19 protein-coding genes are annotated in these 18,772 nt (G+C 64.4%); 8 read left to right on the forward strand and 11 right to left on the reverse strand.

The genetic code is table 11. From position 1 onward, the window contains the following. Nucleotides 1-3 precede the first annotated feature (3 nt). The 6 genes from ABIB95_RS01660 to ABIB95_RS01685 are packed head-to-tail and all read left to right on the forward strand — an operon-like array spanning nucleotide 4 to nucleotide 5,990. Nucleotides 4-885, forward strand: coding sequence for an AAA family ATPase (locus tag ABIB95_RS01660; protein ID WP_071915377.1), 882 nt, complete (start codon nucleotides 4-6; stop codon nucleotides 883-885). Beyond that, nucleotides 882-2,003 (forward strand): vWA domain-containing protein, encoded by a 1,122-nt coding sequence (locus tag ABIB95_RS01665; protein ID WP_354237675.1) that lies wholly within the window; start codon nucleotides 882-884, stop codon nucleotides 2,001-2,003. The genes ABIB95_RS01660 and ABIB95_RS01665 overlap by 4 nt, the downstream gene beginning before the upstream one ends. Beyond that, nucleotides 2,000-2,884: an amidohydrolase family protein gene (locus ABIB95_RS01670; protein WP_354237676.1), complete on the forward strand. Its 885-nt coding sequence runs from the start codon at nucleotides 2,000-2,002 to the stop codon at nucleotides 2,882-2,884. The genes ABIB95_RS01665 and ABIB95_RS01670 overlap by 4 nt, the downstream gene beginning before the upstream one ends. Before the next feature lie 30 nt (nucleotides 2,885-2,914). Then, entirely contained in the window at nucleotides 2,915-3,763 is an 849-nt protein-coding gene (locus ABIB95_RS01675) for an N-acyl homoserine lactonase family protein (protein WP_028147221.1), read from the forward strand. 22 nt (nucleotides 3,764-3,785) lie between these two features. Next, nucleotides 3,786-5,360, forward strand: coding sequence for an isochorismatase family protein (locus ABIB95_RS01680; protein WP_354237677.1), 1,575 nt, complete (start codon nucleotides 3,786-3,788; stop codon nucleotides 5,358-5,360). Nucleotides 5,361-5,363: 3 nt separating this feature from the next. Next, nucleotides 5,364-5,990, forward strand: a complete 627-nt coding sequence (locus tag ABIB95_RS01685; protein WP_354237678.1) for an FMN-dependent NADH-azoreductase — start codon at nucleotides 5,364-5,366, stop codon at nucleotides 5,988-5,990. Between the two features lie 71 nt (nucleotides 5,991-6,061). Here the strand turns inward: ABIB95_RS01685 and ABIB95_RS01690 are convergent, their stop codons facing one another. Genes ABIB95_RS01690 through ABIB95_RS01715 form a run of 6 tightly spaced genes read right to left on the reverse strand, consistent with a single transcriptional unit; the run spans nucleotide 6,062 to nucleotide 11,924 of the window. Beyond that, the gene (locus tag ABIB95_RS01690) at nucleotides 6,062-7,111 is read right to left on the reverse strand and encodes a LacI family DNA-binding transcriptional regulator (RefSeq protein ID WP_354237679.1); all 1,050 of its coding nucleotides are present in this window, start codon (nucleotides 7,109-7,111) and stop codon (nucleotides 6,062-6,064) included. Then, entirely contained in the window at nucleotides 7,108-7,752 is a 645-nt protein-coding gene (locus ABIB95_RS01695; RefSeq protein ID WP_014496439.1) for a ThuA domain-containing protein, read from the reverse strand. Before ABIB95_RS01695 ends, ABIB95_RS01690 begins: the two co-directional genes overlap by 4 nt. A 10-nt stretch (nucleotides 7,753-7,762) precedes the next feature. Next, the gene (locus ABIB95_RS01700) at nucleotides 7,763-8,860 is read right to left on the reverse strand and encodes a Gfo/Idh/MocA family protein (protein ID WP_354237680.1); all 1,098 of its coding nucleotides are present in this window, start codon (nucleotides 8,858-8,860) and stop codon (nucleotides 7,763-7,765) included. 22 nt (nucleotides 8,861-8,882) lie between these two features. Beyond that, nucleotides 8,883-9,731, reverse strand: a complete 849-nt coding sequence (locus ABIB95_RS01705; protein ID WP_354237681.1) for a carbohydrate ABC transporter permease — start codon at nucleotides 9,729-9,731, stop codon at nucleotides 8,883-8,885. Beyond that, the gene (locus ABIB95_RS01710; RefSeq protein ID WP_071915383.1) at nucleotides 9,724-10,662 is read right to left on the reverse strand and encodes a carbohydrate ABC transporter permease; all 939 of its coding nucleotides are present in this window, start codon (nucleotides 10,660-10,662) and stop codon (nucleotides 9,724-9,726) included. The genes ABIB95_RS01705 and ABIB95_RS01710 overlap by 8 nt, the downstream gene beginning before the upstream one ends. 2 nt (nucleotides 10,663-10,664) lie before the next feature. Continuing rightward, complete coding sequence (locus tag ABIB95_RS01715; RefSeq protein ID WP_063984353.1) at nucleotides 10,665-11,924, reverse strand: extracellular solute-binding protein; 1,260 nt, start codon at nucleotides 11,922-11,924, stop codon at nucleotides 10,665-10,667. A 167-nt stretch (nucleotides 11,925-12,091) separates the two neighbouring features. On the opposite strand from ABIB95_RS01715, the gene ABIB95_RS01720 reads away from it, so the two are divergent. Beyond that, nucleotides 12,092-12,850, forward strand: coding sequence for an SDR family NAD(P)-dependent oxidoreductase (locus ABIB95_RS01720; protein WP_247308860.1), 759 nt, complete (start codon nucleotides 12,092-12,094; stop codon nucleotides 12,848-12,850). Between the two features lie 166 nt (nucleotides 12,851-13,016). On the opposite strand, the gene ABIB95_RS01725 is transcribed toward ABIB95_RS01720, so the two are convergent. Beyond that, complete coding sequence (locus ABIB95_RS01725; protein WP_354237682.1) at nucleotides 13,017-13,880, reverse strand: alpha/beta fold hydrolase; 864 nt, start codon at nucleotides 13,878-13,880, stop codon at nucleotides 13,017-13,019. A 299-nt stretch (nucleotides 13,881-14,179) separates the two neighbouring features. Here ABIB95_RS01725 and ABIB95_RS01730 point away from each other — a divergent pair, with 299 nt between their 5' ends. Continuing rightward, nucleotides 14,180-15,187, forward strand: coding sequence for an alpha/beta fold hydrolase (locus ABIB95_RS01730; protein ID WP_354237683.1), 1,008 nt, complete (start codon nucleotides 14,180-14,182; stop codon nucleotides 15,185-15,187). A gap of 163 nt (nucleotides 15,188-15,350) precedes the next feature. Here the strand turns inward: ABIB95_RS01730 and ABIB95_RS01735 are convergent, their stop codons facing one another. From ABIB95_RS01735 to ABIB95_RS01750, 4 genes are read right to left on the reverse strand one after another with little or no spacing between them, the layout of a single operon-like run. Beyond that, nucleotides 15,351-16,394 (reverse strand): cobalamin-independent methionine synthase II family protein, encoded by a 1,044-nt coding sequence (locus ABIB95_RS01735; RefSeq protein WP_354237684.1) that lies wholly within the window; start codon nucleotides 16,392-16,394, stop codon nucleotides 15,351-15,353. Nucleotides 16,395-16,430: 36 nt separating this feature from the next. Beyond that, entirely contained in the window at nucleotides 16,431-17,285 is an 855-nt protein-coding gene (locus ABIB95_RS01740) for a fumarylacetoacetate hydrolase family protein (protein ID WP_354237686.1), read from the reverse strand. 3 nt (nucleotides 17,286-17,288) lie between these two features. Then, on the reverse strand, nucleotides 17,289-17,948 hold the full coding sequence (locus ABIB95_RS01745) for a polysaccharide deacetylase family protein (RefSeq protein WP_354237687.1): 660 nt from the start codon (nucleotides 17,946-17,948) through the stop codon (nucleotides 17,289-17,291). Between the two features lie 9 nt (nucleotides 17,949-17,957). Beyond that, complete coding sequence (locus ABIB95_RS01750; RefSeq protein ID WP_354237688.1) at nucleotides 17,958-18,767, reverse strand: ABC transporter permease; 810 nt, start codon at nucleotides 18,765-18,767, stop codon at nucleotides 17,958-17,960. Nucleotides 18,768-18,772: the final 5 nt, after the last annotated feature.

The following is an 18,772-nucleotide window of genomic DNA, read 5'->3' on the forward strand; positions in this document are numbered from 1 at the left end:
GCCATGGCAGTCCGCAGCAACATCGTTGGCATCGACAGCCCCGAAGCGCTGGAGAAGGCGCTTCGGGCAGCCTATTACCTCGCCGATGAAGGGCTCGCGACCGCGGCCTATCTCGGCCTTGCCCTCGGCAAGCCGCTCCTGCTCGAAGGCGCCCCCGGCGTCGGCAAGACCGAGGCCGCGAAAGCCATCGCCGCCGTCCTCGGCCGCCGCCTCATCCGCCTGCAATGCTACGAGGGCATCGACGCCTCGGCGGCGCTCTACGAGTGGAACTATCCACGCCAGATGCTCGCGATCCGCCAGGCTGGCGACGAGAGCATCGACATCTATGGCGAGACGTTTCTGATAGAGCGGCCGATGCTGGCGACGCTTCGCGCGCCCGACTCCACCGTGCTGCTGATCGATGAAATCGACCGCGCCGACCAGGAGTTTGAGGCGTTCCTGCTCGAATTTCTCTCGGACTTCCAGATTTCGATCCCCGAACGCGGCACAGTGCGCGCGGCCGAACGTCCTGTCGTCGTGCTGACATCGAATCGAACGCGCGACCTGCACGAAGCCTTGCGCCGCCGCTGTGTCTACCACTGGATCGACTATCCCACCGAAGAGCGGGAGGCGCGTATCGTGATGCTGCGGGCCTCCAGCGTCGCCGAGGCGACCGCGCGGGCCGTCGTCGCGGCCGTCGGCAAATTGCGCCGCGAGCCGCTCAGCAAGGCACCAGGCATCGCGGAAGCCGTCGACTGGGCTGAAGCGGCGACGCTCCTTCACAAGGGCGGTGCGCGCTGGCCCGACGCCTTCAAACGCTCGATCGGCGTGGCGCTGAAGGACGAGGAAGACCTGCACTTCATCTCGCCCCGGCTCGACGTCATGCTCGCGGAGGCAACCGCATGAGCACCGAGCCGGAGCTTCCGCGCGCCGCCCGCATCTTCGTCTCCTTCGTCGCGCTGCTGCGCGCCAACGGCTTCGCCGTCGCTCCCGAGCAGACCACCTCCTATCTCGCCGCGATCGAGCTGCTCGGGCCGCGCGACCTCAACGACATCAGGCAATCGGCTCTGGCCACGCTCGCCCCGCCACCCGAGCGCCGCACGACCTTCGACCGGCTGTTCGACCTGCACTTCCGCGGCAGCGAAGCCATCGAACATGTCGATGACGGCGACGACGACGAGACTGTCCGGCTCCAGGAAGAGGGCCGCGGCGAACAGGATCCCCTGTTCTCCGACGACGCCAATGAATCCGGCCTCGCCGCGACGTGCGCCGAGGCGCTGGTGGAGCGCCGCTTCGCCCAGCTCTCCGCCACCGACGCGCTCCGCCGCCTGGCCCGCGAGGCCTCCCGGCGCCTGCCGCAGCGTCGCGGCCACCGGCGCATGCGCGCCCGCCGCGGGCCGTTTGCCGACCTTCGCCGAACCCTGCGCGAGTGTGTCCGGAACGACGGCGAGATCCTGCGGCTCGGGCACCTGAAGCGGCGCCCGCGCCGACGAAAACTCCTGCTGCTGATTGACGTCTCCGGCTCGATGAAAACGCGCACCGAGGAGAACATGAAGCTCGCGCATGCGCTGGTACAGGCCGCGCCCAATGTCGAGGTCTTCACCTTCGGCACGCGGCTGACCCGCGTCACCCGCCCATTGCGCCTCAAGCGTCGCGAGCAGGCGCTGAGCGCGGCGGCGCACCTCGTCAGCGACTGGGATGGCGGCACCCGCATCGGCGACGCGTTGCAAGCCTTCCTCGCGGTGCCGCGGTTCGGCGGTTACGCGCGAGGCGCGGCCGTCATCGTCGTGTCGGACGGGCTGGAGCGCGGCGAAGTCGATGCGTTGCGCGACGCGGTCGCAAAGCTGTCGCGGCGCGCCTGGCGCGTGAGCTGGCTGACGCCGCTCGCGACGGGCCCGGACTTCCGCCCGCAGACCGAGGCGCTGGTGGCCATCGAGCGCTTCGTCGATGATCTCGTGGATGGCGGTTCAAGCGCGTCGATTGTCGCGCACATTCTGACGTTGGGACGGAGGAAAGCGGCGTGAGCGACATTGTCGACGGCCATCATCACATCTGGCGACAGGCCGACCTGCCCTGGCTGACCGGCCCGATGCAGCCGCGCATCTTTGGACCCTACGAGCCGATCCGTCGCGATTATCCGATCCGGGAATATCTCGACGACCTCAAGGGCACCGGCGTCACCCGTTCGGTCTATGTCCAGACCAACTGGGCCAACGACCGTTTCGAGGATGAAGCCGCTTGGGTGCAGCAGACCGCCGACGAGCACGGCTGGCCGCACGCCATCGTCGCCTACGCCGATTTCGCCGTCGACGACGTGCGCCCGCAGCTCGATCGCCTGAAGCGCTATCCGCTCGTGCGCGGCGTGCGCATGCAGCTGCACTGGCACGACAATCCGCTCTATCGTTTCGCGGCCAAGCCCGATCTCTGCGTCGATCCCGTGGTCCGCCGCAACATCGCGCACCTGGCCGACTACGGCTGGAGCTTTGATCTCCAGGTCTTCACGCCTCAGATGCCGGATGCAGCGCAGCTCGCCGAATCCTGCCCCAGGGTGACCTTCATCCTCCAGCATGCCGGCATGCTGGAAGACCTCTCGCCGGCGGGCCGGGCCGCCTGGCGCGCCGGGATGGCCCGGCTCGCGGTCTGTCCGAACGTGGTCTCAAAACTCTCCGGGCTCGGCACCTTCATCCATCGCAACGATCCCGCGCACATCGCGGCCGTCCTTACCGATACCGTCGCGATTTTCGGCGCGGAGCGCTGCCTGTTTGGCTCCAATTTTCCGATCGAGAAATTGTGGACCAGCTATCGGGAGCTCGTCGACGCCTTTCGTGCCGCAGCCGCGAAGCTGACGACCGAGCAGCAGGACGCAATTTTCAGGACGACGGCGACGCGCGTCTATCGGCTTTGACAGACAAGAACAGAACAGGGAGGGAAACGAATGGCGCTGGAGATCAAGATCCTGGACTATGGCGATATCGAGCTGGAATCGAGCTTTCTGGTCCTCGGCCGCGACTGCGGCCGCACACGCCGCGTCCTCACGCTCGGCTTTTTGATCCTCGGCGGCAAATATCCGGTCGTGGTCGATACCGGCTACCGCTCCAACCAGATCATGGAAACGCTGGGGATGCGCGGCCTGCAATACCACGAGCACATGATCGAGAACCAGCTCGCCCGCCACGGCGTGCGCATGGGCGACGTCCGCTTCGTCTGCCACACCCATCTGCACATCGACCACGCCGGCAAGGACGATCTGTTTCCGATGAATACGACCGTCGTCCTCAACCGGAAAGAACTCGAATACTCCGTCTCCGGCTTGATGCACCCGCAATATCCGGCGCCCGACATCAAGCATCTCATCGACCGCCTGCACACCAAGAGTGCGCTGCGCTTCCTCGACCTCGAGATCACAGGTCCTATCGAGCTGATGCCCGGCGTCTATTGCGATGCGGCCAATGCACATACCGAGGGATCGATGAACGTCATCGTCGAGACTGCCGACGGAATCGCGACGATCTGCGGCGACGTGATCTACGACTTCAACGACCAGATCGTCACGCCCTTCAACGAGATCCACGACTGGGAGCCGCGGACGACGGGAAACCACGGCACCAGCAAGCGGGCCGAGAAGGCGTCGATCAAGAAGCTGCTCAGTAATTCGCGCTATCTGCTGCCGGTGCACGACAGGCCGGCCAAGATCGAGGGCGGTATGGTCGTCGGACGCCTGCACGATCAGGTCCCCGGCCCGATCGTGCAGTCGCTGCCTGCGCGCAACTGGTTCCCTGCCTGACGTGAGCTGAGGATATCGACCGATGACGCACGTTACCTTGCGCTCCGAATTCGAGACCCTGATCGACCCCTACGCGCCGGTCGCGCAGGTCGGAACGGGTTTTGACTTCACGGAGGGGCCGATCTGGCATCCGGTCGATCACTATCTCCTGTTCTCGGACATGCCCGGCGACGTGCGGCGGCGCTGGGATGCGCGGCGCGGCGTCGCGGAGGTCAAGCGCCCGTCGAACAAATGCAACGGCATGACCTACGATGTCGAGCTCAATCTGATCGTCTGCGAGCACGCGACCTCGTCGCTGATCCGTGAGCGGCCGGACGGGCGGCGCGAGGTGCTGGCCTCGCACTTCCAGGGACAGGAGCTCAACAGCCCCAACGACGTCTGCGTGCACTCCTCCGGTGCCATCTATTTCTCCGATCCCTGGTATGGTCGCATGCCGGTCTATGGTGTCGAGCGGCCGCGCCAGCTCGGCTTCCAGGGCGTCTATCGCCTCGTGCCGGGCGGCGAGCCGAAGCTCGTGGTGGATCGCAACCTGTTCGACCAGCCGAACGGATTGTGCTTCTCGCCGGACGAAAAGCTGCTGTATGTCAACGACACCGTACAGGCGCTGATCCGCGTGTTCGATGTCAATGCCGACGGTACGCTGTCGAACGCACGCGCGTTTGCAAGCGGCATCCGCTCCGAGCTGGAGCCGGGCCTGCCCGACGGCATGAAGTGCGACCAGCATGGCAATGTCTGGGTCACCGCGCCCGGCGGCGTCTGGGTCTATTCACCGCGCGGTGAGCTGCTCGGAAAAGTCCGCGTGCCTGAGCTCGTCGCCAACCTTGCCTGGGGTGGCCCGGATTTCCGCATGCTCTATCTGACGTCGACGCATTCGGTCTATGCCATCCCGACCAAGGCCGGGCCGCGTCATGAGCCCTATATGAGCGGCAAACGTGGCAGCGGCGGCGCAAGCACCGGCCCCGCGGCTGCAACGCCCATCCTCGCGGACGGCGAGATGCGGCTCGATCCAAGCCGCTGCGCCATGATCATCCAGGATCTTCAGAACGACGTCATCATGGATGGCGGCGCATTCGCCGAGTCAGGCGCACCAGGTCATGCGAAGCAACAGCATGTGGTCGAGAACGTCCGGCGTCTGGCGGAGACAGCTCGCGCGCGCGGCGTCGCCATCATCCACGTCTGGTTCGTGGTCGAGCCCGGCGCCCCCGGCGTGACGCTGAACGCACCGCTGTTCGAGGGTCTCGTCGACAGCAAGGCGATGGTACGCGGCAGCTGGGGTGCCGCCCCGGTCTCGGGCCTCGAGCCGCGGCCCGGCGATTTCGTCGTCGAGAAGATGCGGATGAGCGCCTGGGAAGGCACCCGGCTGGAGACGATCCTGAAAGCCACCGGCCGCGACATGATCATCAACACCGGCGCATGGACCAACATGTCGGTCGAGCACACCGCGCGAACCGGCGCCGACAAGGGCTATTTCATGATCGTGCCGGAAGACTGCTGCTCGACCATGAATGCCGACTGGCACTCCGCCTCGATCAACTTTGCCATGCAGAACGTCGCCGTCGTCACCCGGGCGGATGCCGTCATCACAGCGCTGGGATGAGTGGTGGCAAAGCTTTTGCACCTCTCCTGCTCGCCCCGTGCCGACTCCGAGTCGAGCGCCGGCGCGCGCGTCTTTCTTGACGGGTTTCGGCAGGTCCGTCCGGACTGGGATATCGACGTCGTGGATCTCTGGCGCGAGCGGCTGCCGGAATTCGCAGGTCCCATCGTCGAGGCCAAATATGCGCGCATGAAGGCGCAGCCCTTCAACGACGCGCAACGGGACAGCTTTGCCGAGGCCGAGCGGATGGCGCTGCGGTTTTCACTGGCCGATCGTGTGCTGATCTCGACGCCAATGTGGAACTTCAGCATTCCCTACAAGCTCAAGCAATGGTTCGATGTCATCGTCCAGCCCGGGCTCACCTTTCGGTTCGACCCCTCCCTGGGATATCTCCCGCTGCTGAAGGACCGGCCAACCACGGTGATCCTCGCCAGTGGCAGCGATTTCGCCACCGGAATGAACCGCGGGCGCATCGATATGGCAACGCCTTACCTGCGGGAAATTTTGCGCTTTATCGGTATCAGCAATGTCCGTTTCGTGCCGATCGGGCCAACCACCGGGCCGCAACAGCCCATCGAGGCTGCCCGCGAAAGAGCCCATCAGCACCTCGCAGCAATGGCAGCGAACTTCTGAGCACCGTTGAGGCCGCTGCGGCACTTCGCGACACCTATCGAAGCAAGCTGCGCATCACCTGCGAACGCTAATCACGGCAGGTTGTCCCGCAGAAAGATATCGATGCGGATGCGCTCCTGGTCGGGGCTGATGGGCTCACCCGAACAATGCGCGAGCAGAACTCGCGCCGCAGACCGCGCCTCGTGACCGGGATCCTGGTTGATGATGGCATCGAGCGTGCCGCGGACCAGGAAACGCCGCGTGTACTGGGTCAGCTCGTGCGTGATCCAGACCACCTCACGCGCGCGCCCCGAGGTCTCCAGCGCATTGGCGATGCCGCGGTTCCCGGCGCCGCAGCAGTAGATGCCGCGGAGATCGGCGTGGCGCGCCAGCAGCGCGGCCGTGAGCTCCCGCGTGCGCTCGCTGTCGTCGCGGCCTTCGATCACCGGCAGCGCGAGCAGGTTCGGATACTCGCTGGACAGGATCTGGTGGAAGCCGAACTGCCGCTCGGTGTGATCGCGCAGCGATAACGATCCCGCGATCACGGCAACCTTCCCCTCGCGGCCGGCGAGGAAACGTCCCATCAGCGTTGCCGCAGTTCGCCCCGCGGCCGGGTTGTCGATACCGACATAATGCAGCCGCCGCGAGCTCGGCGCGTCCGACACAAGGGTCACCACGGCGACCCCGCGCGCGGCGAGCTCGTCGATCGCGGCGCGCACCCTGGGATGGTCCAGTGCGATGACGGCGACGCCCTGATAGGCCGGCGACAGGTTTTCCAGCGCACCGGCGAGCACATCCGGATCGAACACGTCGACATGGAGGATATCGATGAAGCCGCGGTGGCCGGCGAGCCAGTCCGCGGTGCGTTGGACCTGCTCGGCCAGGTTGGTCATGAAGCTGTTGCTGCCGCTCGGCAGCACGAAGGCGAAGCGGAACGTCTGCCCGCGGGCGAGCCGCGCGGCCGCGACATCGCCCCGATAGCCGAGTTTTGCTACCGCGGCCTCGACACGTGCGACGGTCTTGGCACGCACGCCCTTGCGCCGGTTGACGACGCGGTCGACGGTTGCGAGCGAAACGCCCGCCGCACGCGCGACGTCCTCCAGCGTGGCGCGAACGGCCGGCTGCGTCGCACCGGCTGTCATTCGCGCGCGGCCCACAGCATGCCGCGGGTCATCAACGTTCGGATCTCCGGTACGTCGAGCTCATAAGCGCGGTGGCCGAGCGAGGAGTAGAACACCCTGCCCGCGCCGTATCGCTTCTTCCAGACCACAGGCATCACCACGCCGTCGATCCAGGGCGCGTGCTCACCGGTGAAGGTCGTCGTCGCCAGCACCTCGTTGGCGGGGTCGACATGCATGTAGTACTGCTCGGAACGATGCTCGAAACTCTTCAGCCCCTTCATGATGGGGTCATCCGGCTTCGTCAAGTCGACCTTGTAGTCGATGATGTTGCCGGGATGCGCGACCCACTGCCCGCCGCACAGGAACTGGTAGTCGACGGACTCGCGGAACGCATCGCACATGCCGCCATGATGCCCGGCCAGCCCGACGCCGCCACGCACCGCCGCGCAGAGATTGAGCGCTTCCGCCTTCTCGATCTTCGACATGGTGTAGATCGGGATGATCAGCGACAGATCGTGGATCGCGGGATCGGCGAACGCCGCCGTCGTGGTCTCGACCCGGACCTCGAAGCCTTCCGCCTTCAGCCAGCCGCGGATCATCGAGGCGCAGAGATCGGGATCGTGTCCCGGCCAGCCGCCCCATACAATCATTGCCTTGCGCATGGTCATTCCCTCAGTCGATCTGTCCGGTTTCACGTCCGGCCGGCAGCATCGCCGGCCGCTCGACGCAGCTCCCGATCTTGACGCGGCGTCCTTCGTCGGCGGAGGTCTGGAACGCCTCCATTACCTCGAGCACATGGAAAGCGAGCGCGCCGCTGGCGCGATGCGGACGGTTGTTCAGGATCGCGGAGGCCATGTCGGCGACCCCGATGGAACGAAACTCGCCATCGACATGACCGTGGGTCAGCGGCACCGGCTCCCATTCACCGCCAGTCTTCGCGACCTGCACCTCGCCGCCGAACCGGTTCGGGTCCGGCACCAGCATGCTGCCCTTGTCGCCATAGATCTCGATCGGCGCGTGCCGGTGCTTCGGTACGTCGAAGCTCATTGCGATCGAGACGACCGCGCCGCTCTCGAATTCGAGCGTGCCGGCGACATGGGTCGAAACCTCGACCGGGATCAGGGTGCCGTTCATCGGCTGGCTGGTGACCAGCCGTTCGGATTTCGGGCGCGCGGTCGAGCCCATCACGCTCGCGACCGGGCCAAGCAGCTGCACGAGATCCGTGATGTAGTACGGCCCCATGTCGAGCATCGGCCCTCCGCCGCGAAGGTAATAGAAGCCCGGCGACGGGTGCCAGCGCTCATGGCCGGGACAGCCGAAGAAGACGCTGCCCGCGACCGGCGTGCCTATCGCGCCATCGTCGATCAGCTTGCGCGCGGTCTGGTGCCCACCGCCAAGAAACGTATCGGGCGCGCAGCCGACGCGAAGGTCCTTCTGCGCGGCGAGATCCATCACCTTGCGGGCTTCCGCAACGTTGATGCCGAGCGGCTTCTCGGAATGAACGTGCTTGCCCGCGTTCAGCACCGCGAGGCTGACGTCGGTGTGGGCGAGCGGCACCGTGAGATTGATGACGATCTCGACATCCTCTCGCATGAGAAGTTGGTCGACCCGCATCGCCGGCAGCCCGAAGGCGGCGCCCTGCCGCTCTGCCGCATCGCTGCGCATATCGGCGAGCGCCTTGATTTCCATGACCGGAAAGCGCTGGGCCGCCTTCAGATAGGCGGTGCTGATATTGCCGCAGCCGATGATTCCGATGCCGACTTTTCTCATTGTGATCTCCGTAATGTATCGTTCATCCCTTGACCGCGCCTGCGGTGAGGCCAGCGACGATGTGCTTCTGCGCCAGAAGAAAGAGAATGATGGTTGGCAGGATGGTCAGCGTGATGAAGGCCAGGATCAGGTTCCACTCGGACGAATACTCGCCCTGATAAACCATGATGCCGAGCGGCCAGGGATAGAGCGCATCGGTGTTGAGCATCACCAGCGGCAACAGATAGGCGTTCCAGCTATTGACGAAAGTGATGGTCCCGACGGTCGCCAGGATCGGTCGCGACAACGGCAGCGTCACATAGCGGAAGAATTTGATGTAGCTGCAGCCGTCGACCAGCGCGGCCTCGAGCAGTTCATAGGGAATGTCCTTGAAGAAGCGCCGCAGCAGCAGCACGCTCATCGCGAGGCTGAAGGCCACCTGCGGCAGCGCCACGCCAAAATAGGTATCGAGCAGCCCGAGATCGCGCACCTTGATGAAGAGCGGCAGCACCGCGGTCGCGGCCGGAAACAGCAGGCCGAGCGTCAGGTAGCTCAGCAGCATCGATGAGCCGTAGAACCTGACATGGGCGAAGGTGAACGCCGCCATCGAGGCGACGATCAGGGTCAGGGTCACCGTGAGCGACGAGATGATCAGCGAGTTGCGCAAGAGCTGCCAGTAGCGCGTGGAGAACAGGATGTCGGCATAGTTCTGCCATTCCCAGTGATGCGGAAGGCCGAACGGATTGACGCGCAGTTCGCCGAGCGATTTGAAGCCGCCGAGCAAGGTCGCGAGCAGCGGCACCAGCACGAAGACGGCAACGACGGCGAGGAACATCGCCTTGAACAGCACGGCGGGATCGAACGGCGTACGATTGGTCTCGGTGCTACTCATCACGCATGAACCATCGCTTGTACGTGAAGGCAAAGGTCACGCAGATCGTGAACAGAATGACACCGATGGCGCTGCCATAGCCGACCCGCATGCGGGAGATGCCGTTGTTGTAGAGGAAGCTCACCAGCGTGTTCGAGGAGTCCGCAGGCCCCCCGCGCGTCAGCGGCATGACGAGGTCGAACAGCTGCAGCGATCCGACGATGGCGAAGAACACCGAGAGCCGAATCGTCGGATAGAGCAAGGGGATGACCACATGTCGCAGGGCTTGCGAACGCGTCGCGCCGTCGATGCGCGCGGCCTCGATCAGGCTCTTGTCGAGGCCCTGGAGCGCCGCGATGAACAGCATCATGTGGAAACCGAAGTACTTCCAGACGACGACGATCAGCACAGCCAGCATTGCCGTGTCGGTCGAGGCCAGCAGATGCGGGGGCTCGGCGCCGAAGGTACGCCAGATCGAGGCGACAAGGCCGTAATCGCCGTCGTAGACGAAGCTGAAGATCAGCCCGGTCGCGATCTCGGCCAGGATATAAGGCATAAAGAACAGCATGCGCAGCGCCACCGCCCCGCGAAAGCGTTCGGCGAGCATCAAGGCCAGCGTGAGCGCAAGCGGCAGCTGGATGGCGAGCGAAACAGCGATGATCAGCCCGTTGTTGCGCAGCGCAAGCCAGAAGGCGCGTGTCTCCAGCACGAAACGGTAATTGTCGAAGCCGATCCAGTTGGTCGGCCTGCCGAACCCGTTCCAGTTGAAGGCCGAGTACCAGGCCGCCTCGCCGATCGGCAGCACCACGAACAGCGTGAACAACAGCAGCGCCGGCGGCAGGAACAGGATCAGGACCGTCAGCCTGCCGTCCCAGCTCGGGCCGCGCTCGGCGACCTGCGGGAGCTCACCGGCAACGTCCATCGCCGACACGCTCGCGGCCCGGCGTGCCACCGTCAGTTACCCTGCTTCCACGCCGCCTCGATCGCCTTGGCCGCGTCTTGCGGGCTCATGCTGCCGCCGGCGATCTCGGCGGTGACGTCGTTGACGACGCGGCCAACCGAGGGGCCGAGGCTCTGGTCATAGAAGTTCTGGTGGTAGTTCGACTTCGCCAGATTGGCCGCGATCAGCTTCATGAAGGCGTTGTTGAGACCGGCATCCGCGCCCTGCACCACCGGGATGATGAAGTTGCCCGCAGCAAGCCGCGTCTGCACGTCCCTGGAGACGAAGTATTTCAGGAAATCGACCGCCTCCTTCGGCGAGCCCTTGGTGATCAGCCAGCCGGTGATGCCACCGAGCGTATCGGTTGGCGCGCCCTTGCCGCCCGCCACGACCGGGAAGTCGAACCAGCAGATCTTGTCTTCGCTCAATCCAACCTTGTCGGCTGCAAGCGCGCGCTGCAAATGATAGACCGTGCTGATGGCGAGCGTCATCGCCGCCTTGCCGTCACCGAAATAGCCGACCGCCTGCGGGTTCTTGAAGCCGAGGAAGCCATTCTGGAACGGCTGGAGATCGACGAGTTGCTTGAACAGCTCGCCGGATTTCTGGAAGGTCTCGCCGGCGAAGCCACCATTCTCGCCCTTCAACGCCGCATCGAACGCCGCCTTGCCGCCGACGCGCACTGCAAGATGCGTCCAATAGAAGTGCAGCGGCCATTTGTCGGCGCCACCGACCACGATCGGGGTCACGCCGGCGGCTTTCAACGTCTTCACCGCGGCAAGAAGATCGTCCCAGCTCTTGATCCCTGCGGGATCGACCTTCGCCTTCGCCATCAGCTCCTTGTTGCAGAGGAAGCCGACCTGCGACAGCGCGGTCGGAAGACCGTAAACGCGGCCGTTGGCCGTGAAGGCGGCGAGCGCTGCCGGCGTGAGGCTGTCGCTGTACCCTTTCACCTGATCGGTGATGTCGTCGAGGACGCCAGCCTCGATCTGCGTCTTCAGGACGCCGCCGGCCCAGCTGTAGATGATGTTCGGCCGGTCCTTGGATTGCAGGATGGTCGGCAGCTTGGCCTTGTAGGCCTCGTTCTCGAGGAACTGCATCTCGATCTTGGTGCCGGGATGCGACGCCTCATAGGCCCGCGCAACCTCCTCCCAGATTTTCACCTGGGCCGGATTGGCTTCGATGTGCAACCACTTGACCGTCGTGTCGGCCGCGGCGGAGTTGGCCCAAAGCAGGCATGCGGCGGCGGCGAGTCCCAGCTTCCCGAGCAGTCTCATCACATTCCTCCCAACCGGCTCTTATTCTTTGGCTGCAATCCTGCCTTCGATTTTTGAGGTACGCAACTAAAATTCTGATCTATGCACCTCACGCGGGGAATGGCTAAGGTTGGCGGGACAACTGGGCGGCGCGTCGCACCGCCCGCAATGCAGCTTGAGAGGTGCCCATGGCCGCCGTTTATTCCGACCTTGCCGGCAAGGTCGTTCTCGTCACCGGTGGCGCATCGGGGATTGGGGCTGCGATCGTGCGGCGCTTCGCGCAGCAGAAATCCAATGTCGTGTTCTTCGACATCAAGGCCGACGAGGGCCAACGCCTCGCACGCGAGCTGTCGGATCAGGGTCTGGCTGCGCATTTCCAGCGCGTCGACCTGACTGACATCGCCGCGTTGCGCGCCGGCGTCGCCGAGGCGCGCAAAGCACACGGCGCGATCAATATCCTCGTCAACAATGCCGCACATGACGAACGGCACAACACCGAGGAGATGACGCCGGAATACTGGGACGACCGCATCGCAGTGAACCTGAAGCACCAGTTCTTCGCCGCGCAAGCCGTGCTGCCGGACATGAAGGCGGCGAATGCCGGCGCCATCATCAATTTCGGCTCGGTGTCGTGGATGGCCGGACAAGGTGGCATGGCCGCGTACACGGCCAGCAAGTCGGGCGTGGTCGGTCTGACGCGCTCCCTCGCGCGCGATTACGGTCCCTACAACATCCGCGTGAACGCGATCGCGCCGGGCTGGATCATGACCGAGCGCCAGCTCGAGAAATGGATGACGCCGGCGGGCGAGATCGAACTGCAGCAGCGACAATGCCTGAAGCGCCGGCTGGTACCGGACGAGGTCGCGAAATTCACCCTCTTCCTCGCGTCCGATGAGGCCTCCGCCTGCACCGCTCAGCACTACGTCGTAGATGGCGGCTGGGTGTGAGACGCTTTGAGGGTCGTGGGCGGGACCAGCGCTCGAACCCGGCCCTCCCCGCTGACTAAGAGTCAGCGGGTCGCTCCGTCCAGTTGTTTGCACAAGCCGGGGTCGCGAAGCCTATTGGAAAAGATGCCAATGGCACTTTCAACCATATCGCACCGATCGCGACAGTTCAGCCGTGTTGCTGCGTGGCGTTCGGACGTGCGTTGGTGACGGCCTCGCGTATCATTCCGGCGACCAGCATCGGCGCGGTGATCGGCGATGCATGATCGACTTTCTCGGAGCGAACCTGCGCGCCCATCCGTCGTGCCAGGAATAGCTGTGTCGCCGGATTGATCATTCGATCCTCCTCGGCGACCAGGTACCACGACGGCTTTGCCTTCCATGCCGCTTTCGGAGCCTTTTCCTGGATTGCCGCGACGGCAATGGGACGCTGGATCGCAGCAAGGAGCGCAGCCTGCTCAGGTCGGGCATGCTGGCACCAGGCCGCGCCAAACCGGTCGTTCGGCATCCAGAGGAAACCATGACTGTCGGGGGTGAGTTTCGGCGCCTCCGGCGACGGCTTGTCGCGATAGAATATCTGCGCGACTGTTTCGCCTTCGTCGGGAGAGAGAGCCGAAATGAAGACCAGCGACCGCACTCTCTCCTGCGTGACGGCACCAATCACGGCGCCGGCATAGGCATGTGCGACAAGGACAACCGGTCCGTCGGTCCGCTCCAGCGCTCGTTCAAGCGCCGCGACATCATCTGGTAGCGATGTGAGCGGAATCGGCGCGGCCATCGTCTTCAGTCCCTCGGACTGCAGCAGCGTAATGACGTGCGCCCAGCTTGAACCGTCGGCCAAGGCGCCATGGACGAGAACGACGGTGGCGTCCGTCCCCGCCGCCTCCGATCTTCTGCTGACGTCGCGGGCGACCTTCTTGCTCGCTCGGGGATCTGCAACCGCCGGCGCGATCACGCCGAATTGTGCTGCCGCAACTGTCGTTGCCGCAGCACCAACGAAACGCCGGCGATCGTGGTTGATGTCGTCGGACATGGATCCTCCATTGCTCTGGCGGCTTGCGTTGACGCACCTCCGCTTACCCTGACCTCCCGCTATTCGGCGACGCGACCAAATTGGTTACAGGCGGAGGATCATTCCAACGATCACTTCCCGACTGCTCCCCGCCTCTGCCCCATCGCGCCAGCGGGATGACCGAAATCATCAGCACGAACGGTTCAGTGACGCTAATCCTGCGAAAGCGCGCTTCCACGCAGGTGCTAACATGTCTCAACGCGTCGTCATTGAGGGGGCGTTTGCCAGGAGCGTCGCGCGAACCTCGAAGGACCTCAGGGATGACAGAAAAGACAAACATCGAGCGCCGCACCTTCGTCCAGGTGATGACCGCTGCATCGAGCGCCGCTCTATCACTGGCGCTTCTACCGCGACGCGCGGCCGGCCAATCCCCAAACAATTCCACCTCGAACGCTTCCGATCTCTTCGAGACAAAGGAGATCAAGACCGATGACAACACCATTTTCATCAGGCGCTACGGGAGCGGATCCCCACTGCTCATGGTCCATGGATTTCCGCGAACCAGCCTGATGTGGCGTCATGTCGCGCCGCATCTCGCCGGTAATCGCACTGTCATCTGCGTCGATCTTCGTGGATATGGCCGCAGCGGCGTTCCCGCCTCTGCGGAGGATCACTATCCCTATACAAAGCGGGCGATGGCGAATGAGCTCGTCACCGTGATGGATAAGCTTGGCTTTTCCAAATTCGATCTGGTTGGACACGATCGCGGCGGTCGCGTATCCTACCGCCTTGCGCTCGATCACCCGGAGAAGGTGCAGCGTCTCGCAGTGTTTGACGTGCTGCCGATCTCGGAAGCCTGGGGCCACGCCGACGCAAAGTTCGCCATGACCTACTGGCCATGGAGTCTACTCTCGCAGAAGGCACCGCTTCCCGAAAAATACCTGATCGGTGCGCCGGACGCGGTATTCGACAATCCATTCGGCCAGGGCTCATTCGGCCCCGAAGTGAAAGCGGAATACATCGAAACCTACCGCGATCCGGCTCGGGTGCATGCGATCTGCGAAGAGTACCGCGCGGCCGCAACCCTGGATATCGAGCATGACAAGGCGGACCAGAAGGAAGGCAGGCGCATTAAGTGCTCTATGCTGCACCTGTGGGCTTCTGGCGGGCCACTCGATACATTCTACGAGCAGAATGGCGGCGCATTGGGAATTTGGAAGAAGTGGGCCGACAACGTACAAGGTCGGGCCGTCAAGGGCGGCCACTTCTTTCCTGAGGAAAACCCCACCGACACAACGGAGCTTCTAACCAAATTCCTCTCGGCTTGAATGGCGGCTGCACCTCCGCGGCGATGTCGTCCTCGCCAATGACGACGAATGTTCAACGTTGTGAAACTGGTCTTTGAGCCGACGCCCGCGCAGATTTCGACCAAGCTGGCCACAGCCAGGCGATGGCCGGCGAACGAACCATCCTCGCCGGCCCAGCTTTTGTTCAGCCGATCTCCCGCCGGACCATGGCCGCCGCATCGCACATCGCCTTCAATTTTCCGAACGCGGTTGCGCGCGGCATGTACTTCATGCCGCAATCGGGCGCGGGGACCAGGCGGTCCGGCGAGACGTATTTCAAACCGTTCCGGATACGGGCGGCCACGGTGTCGACGCTCTCGATCGCGGGATCAGCGAGGTCGAGCACGCCGAGCATGATCTTCTTCGACGACAGGTCCCTGAGCACGCCGAGGTCGAGCTTCGGCTGCGCGGCCTCGATCGAGATCTGGTCGGCAATGGTGTCGTCGAGCTCGGCGAGGAAGGAATAGCCGGCCGGCTTGTTCGAGCCCGGCACGACCGCGGCATAGCCGAAGCAGAGATGCACGACCGTCGGCACCGTGATGCCCTTCAGCGCCCGGTTGATCGCCTTGACGGCATAGCGCTTGGCGAGATCCGGATTGTTGCGCACCCAGGGCTCGTCGAGCTGGATCACGTCGGCGCCAGCCTCCTGCAGATCGAGCGCCTCGGCGTTGACGGCCTCGGCCAGCGCCATCGCGAGCTCCTCCTCGTCCTTGTAGAACTCGTTCCTGGCCTGCTGGCTCATGGTGAACGGGCCCGGCAACGTGATCTTGGCGGCACGGTCGGTGTTCTTGCGCAGGAACTGCATGTCGTGCAGCTCGACCGGTCCCTTCCGCTTCACGGGGCCCACGACGCGCGGCACCGGGGTCTGGGTGTTGCCGGTGCGCGCCACGATCATCGCGGGATTGTCCCCGTCGATGCCGTCGAGCGCGGTGGCGAAGCGGTTGGAGTAGCTCTCGCGGCGGATTTCGCCGTCGGTCACGATGTCGATGCCGGCGCGCTCCATGTCGCGGATCGCGACGATGGTCGCATCGTCCTGCGCCTCCTCCAGATGCTCCGCCGGCAACCGCCACATGTCGTGCAGGCGCGTGCGCGGCACCACCTTCGACAGCATGGCGCGATTCACCAGCCATTCCGGCTGCGGGTAGCTGCCGACCACCGTGGTCGGCAGGATTTGCGTTGGCACGGGCATGGGATTCTCCTTCTTATTGTTGTTGAGTGCAGCCGATCAGGCCGCGCGTCCCTCATCCTCGACGGGGTTGCGCAGGATGCCGATGCCGGAGATTTCGATCTCCACGACGTCGCCGCCCTTCATCCACAGCGGCGGTGTGCGATAGGCGCCGACGCCGCCGGTCGTGCCTGTGACGATGACATCGCCGGGCGCAAGCTCGGTGAACGTCGAGCAGTAAGCAATCAAGGCCTGCACGTCGAAAACGAGATCAGAGATCGGGGCCTTCTGCACCTCGACGCCATTGAGGCGCGTGATGAGCGTCTGCCTGGTCACATCGGTCAGTTCGTCGGTCGTGACCATCCAGGGCCCGAAGCCGCCGGTGCCGGCAAAATTTTTGCCCGGCGCGAATTGCGAGGTGTGGCGCTGCCAGTCGCGGATGCTGCCGTCATTGTAGCAGGCATAGCCGGCGACATGGCTCAGCGCAGCCTCGCGCGAGATGCGGCGACCGGCCTTCCCGATGATGACGGCCATCTCGCCCTCATAATCGAGACGTTCGGATTCCAGCGGCCGGATCATCGGCTGGCCATGGCCGACCTGGCTGTTAGCGAAGCGGGTGAAGATCATCGGATGCGCCGGCGTCGGATGGCCGCTCTCGGCCAGATGCGTGGCGTAATTGACGCCGATGCAGAAGATCTTGTCGGGATCTGGCACGGTCGGCAGCAGCGCGACATCCTGCAGCGCGTGGTCGGGCTTCTCGCCGGCAAGTTTCTTGAGCTCGTCGAGCGATCCCTTCGCAAGCAGCGCCTTCAGCGTCGGATAGGCCTTCAGGCGCTTGCCGGCATCGATGACGCCCTTGTCGGTGACGATGCCATAGCTCGCGGTGCCGGCGATCGTGAAGCTTGCAACTTTCATCAGTCAAACACTCTCTTCGATGGAGGAAACATAGTCGTTGATCGGAAGCGCAATCTCGCCGTTGCGGATCGGAACGCATTGCGGCGGGAAGTCCTGGCGAAAGCGGGCGCCGGCCGCCTCGGCAGCGTCAAGGAAACGCTCGAGATGGTCCATCGCGCCGGTCGGAAGATCGTGCAGCACCATCAGCGTCCAGGGCTGCCGGCTGCACTGGTCGAGTGCGCGCTCGGTCCAGCCGTCGGGGTCGTCCCAGTCGCGAGGAATCGCATTCCAGAGCACGCAGCTGTGCTTGTTGCGGGCGAGATAGTCCACGACTGAGGGTTTCAACAACCGCGCATCGAGATTGCCGCCGCCACCGAACGGCCGGAACCAGCGCTGGGGATGCGCGAGATCGGAGATCGCAGACTGCGTGCGACCGATTTCGTTCTCTGCCGTCTCGCGATCCGCCTGCTCACCGAGCGGAATGGTGTGCGTAAAGGTGTGATTGCCGATCCAGTGCCCCTCCCCGTGCGCACGCGCCGCAAGGCCGCGCCGCGCGGGATCAGCGAGCTTCTCGCCGATGACGAAGAAGGTGGTCTTGATGCCGCGCTCGGCGAGAATGTCGAGCACACGCGGCGTCACATCCGGATCGGGGCCGTTGTCGAATGTCAGGGTCAGATCGTACACGCCAATACCTCAGGTCGCCGGGTGCATCACGCCCGACGCGATGTCGTCGTTGGCCTGACCGGCCCGTGTGCCGGTCTGCCAGATCGCTGCCTTGCGCTCGATCCAACGGATCGCGGCGTTGAAGGCGATGGCGAGGAACAGCACGAGCAGCACGCCTGCGAACACGTGCGGACTGTCGAGGATTGTGCGGTAGCGCGAGATCAGATAGCCGATGCCGGCCGATGAGATCAGCATCTCCGAGACGACGACGCCGACGATGACCAGCGCGCCGCCGACACGCAGACCCGACAGCACCGTCGGAATCGCCGCCGGGATGATGACGCGGATCAACCGCTGGCTCAGCGTCGCGCCCATGCTGCGCGCTGCGAGCAAAAGCTGCGGGTCAATGGTCTGGATGCCGGCGGCGGTGGCGAGCATTGTCGGCAGGAAGCCATAGATCGAGGCGAACGCGATCTTGGACTCCGAGCCGATGCCGAGCCATACCGTGAAGACGGGATAGAGGATGACGAGCGGCACTGCATACAGGCTCGACACCATCGGCATGATCAGGACGCGCGGACGCGGCAGGCTGCCGACGATGGCGCCGAGCAGGATGCCGCCGCCGCAGGCGAATGCCATGGAGACCACGACCTCGTAGAGCGTCACCGCGAGCGCATGACCGTATTCGGCAGCATCGGTCCATCCGGCGATCAGCGTCGACGACAGCGACGGCAGGAACAGTTCGGGAATGAGCCCGGTGCGCGGCAGCAGCTCCCACAGCGCAATCAGCCCGGTCACGATCAGGTATCGCAGCGTCTTCGCACTTATTCTGGCGCTCATCTCCG

The sequence above is a fragment of the Bradyrhizobium sp. LA2.1 genome (assembly GCF_040547725.1).
In the GTDB taxonomy this organism is placed as follows: domain Bacteria; phylum Pseudomonadota; class Alphaproteobacteria; order Rhizobiales; family Xanthobacteraceae; genus Bradyrhizobium; species Bradyrhizobium barranii.

Coding starts and splice junctions, on each gene's coding strand:
- ABIB95_RS01660 (WP_071915377.1), top strand. CDS start 4: ATGGCAGTCCGCAGCAACATCGTTGGCATCGACAGCCCCGAAGCGCTG.
- ABIB95_RS01665 (WP_354237675.1), top strand. CDS start 882: ATGAGCACCGAGCCGGAGCTTCCGCGCGCCGCCCGCATCTTCGTCTCC.
- ABIB95_RS01675 (WP_028147221.1), top strand. CDS start 2,915: ATGGCGCTGGAGATCAAGATCCTGGACTATGGCGATATCGAGCTGGAA.
- ABIB95_RS01680 (WP_354237677.1), top strand. CDS start 3,786: ATGACGCACGTTACCTTGCGCTCCGAATTCGAGACCCTGATCGACCCC.
- ABIB95_RS01690 (WP_354237679.1), bottom strand. CDS start 7,111: ATGACAGCCGGTGCGACGCAGCCGGCCGTTCGCGCCACGCTGGAGGAC.
- ABIB95_RS01695 (WP_014496439.1), bottom strand. CDS start 7,752: ATGCGCAAGGCAATGATTGTATGGGGCGGCTGGCCGGGACACGATCCC.
- ABIB95_RS01700 (WP_354237680.1), bottom strand. CDS start 8,860: ATGAGAAAAGTCGGCATCGGAATCATCGGCTGCGGCAATATCAGCACC.
- ABIB95_RS01705 (WP_354237681.1), bottom strand. CDS start 9,731: ATGAGTAGCACCGAGACCAATCGTACGCCGTTCGATCCCGCCGTGCTG.
- ABIB95_RS01715 (WP_063984353.1), bottom strand. CDS start 11,924: ATGAGACTGCTCGGGAAGCTGGGACTCGCCGCCGCCGCATGCCTGCTT.
- ABIB95_RS01720 (WP_247308860.1), top strand. CDS start 12,092: ATGGCCGCCGTTTATTCCGACCTTGCCGGCAAGGTCGTTCTCGTCACC.
- ABIB95_RS01725 (WP_354237682.1), bottom strand. CDS start 13,880: ATGTCCGACGACATCAACCACGATCGCCGGCGTTTCGTTGGTGCTGCG.
- ABIB95_RS01730 (WP_354237683.1), top strand. CDS start 14,180: ATGACAGAAAAGACAAACATCGAGCGCCGCACCTTCGTCCAGGTGATG.
- ABIB95_RS01735 (WP_354237684.1), bottom strand. CDS start 16,394: ATGCCCGTGCCAACGCAAATCCTGCCGACCACGGTGGTCGGCAGCTAC.
- ABIB95_RS01740 (WP_354237686.1), bottom strand. CDS start 17,285: ATGAAAGTTGCAAGCTTCACGATCGCCGGCACCGCGAGCTATGGCATC.
- ABIB95_RS01750 (WP_354237688.1), bottom strand. CDS start 18,767: ATGAGCGCCAGAATAAGTGCGAAGACGCTGCGATACCTGATCGTGACC.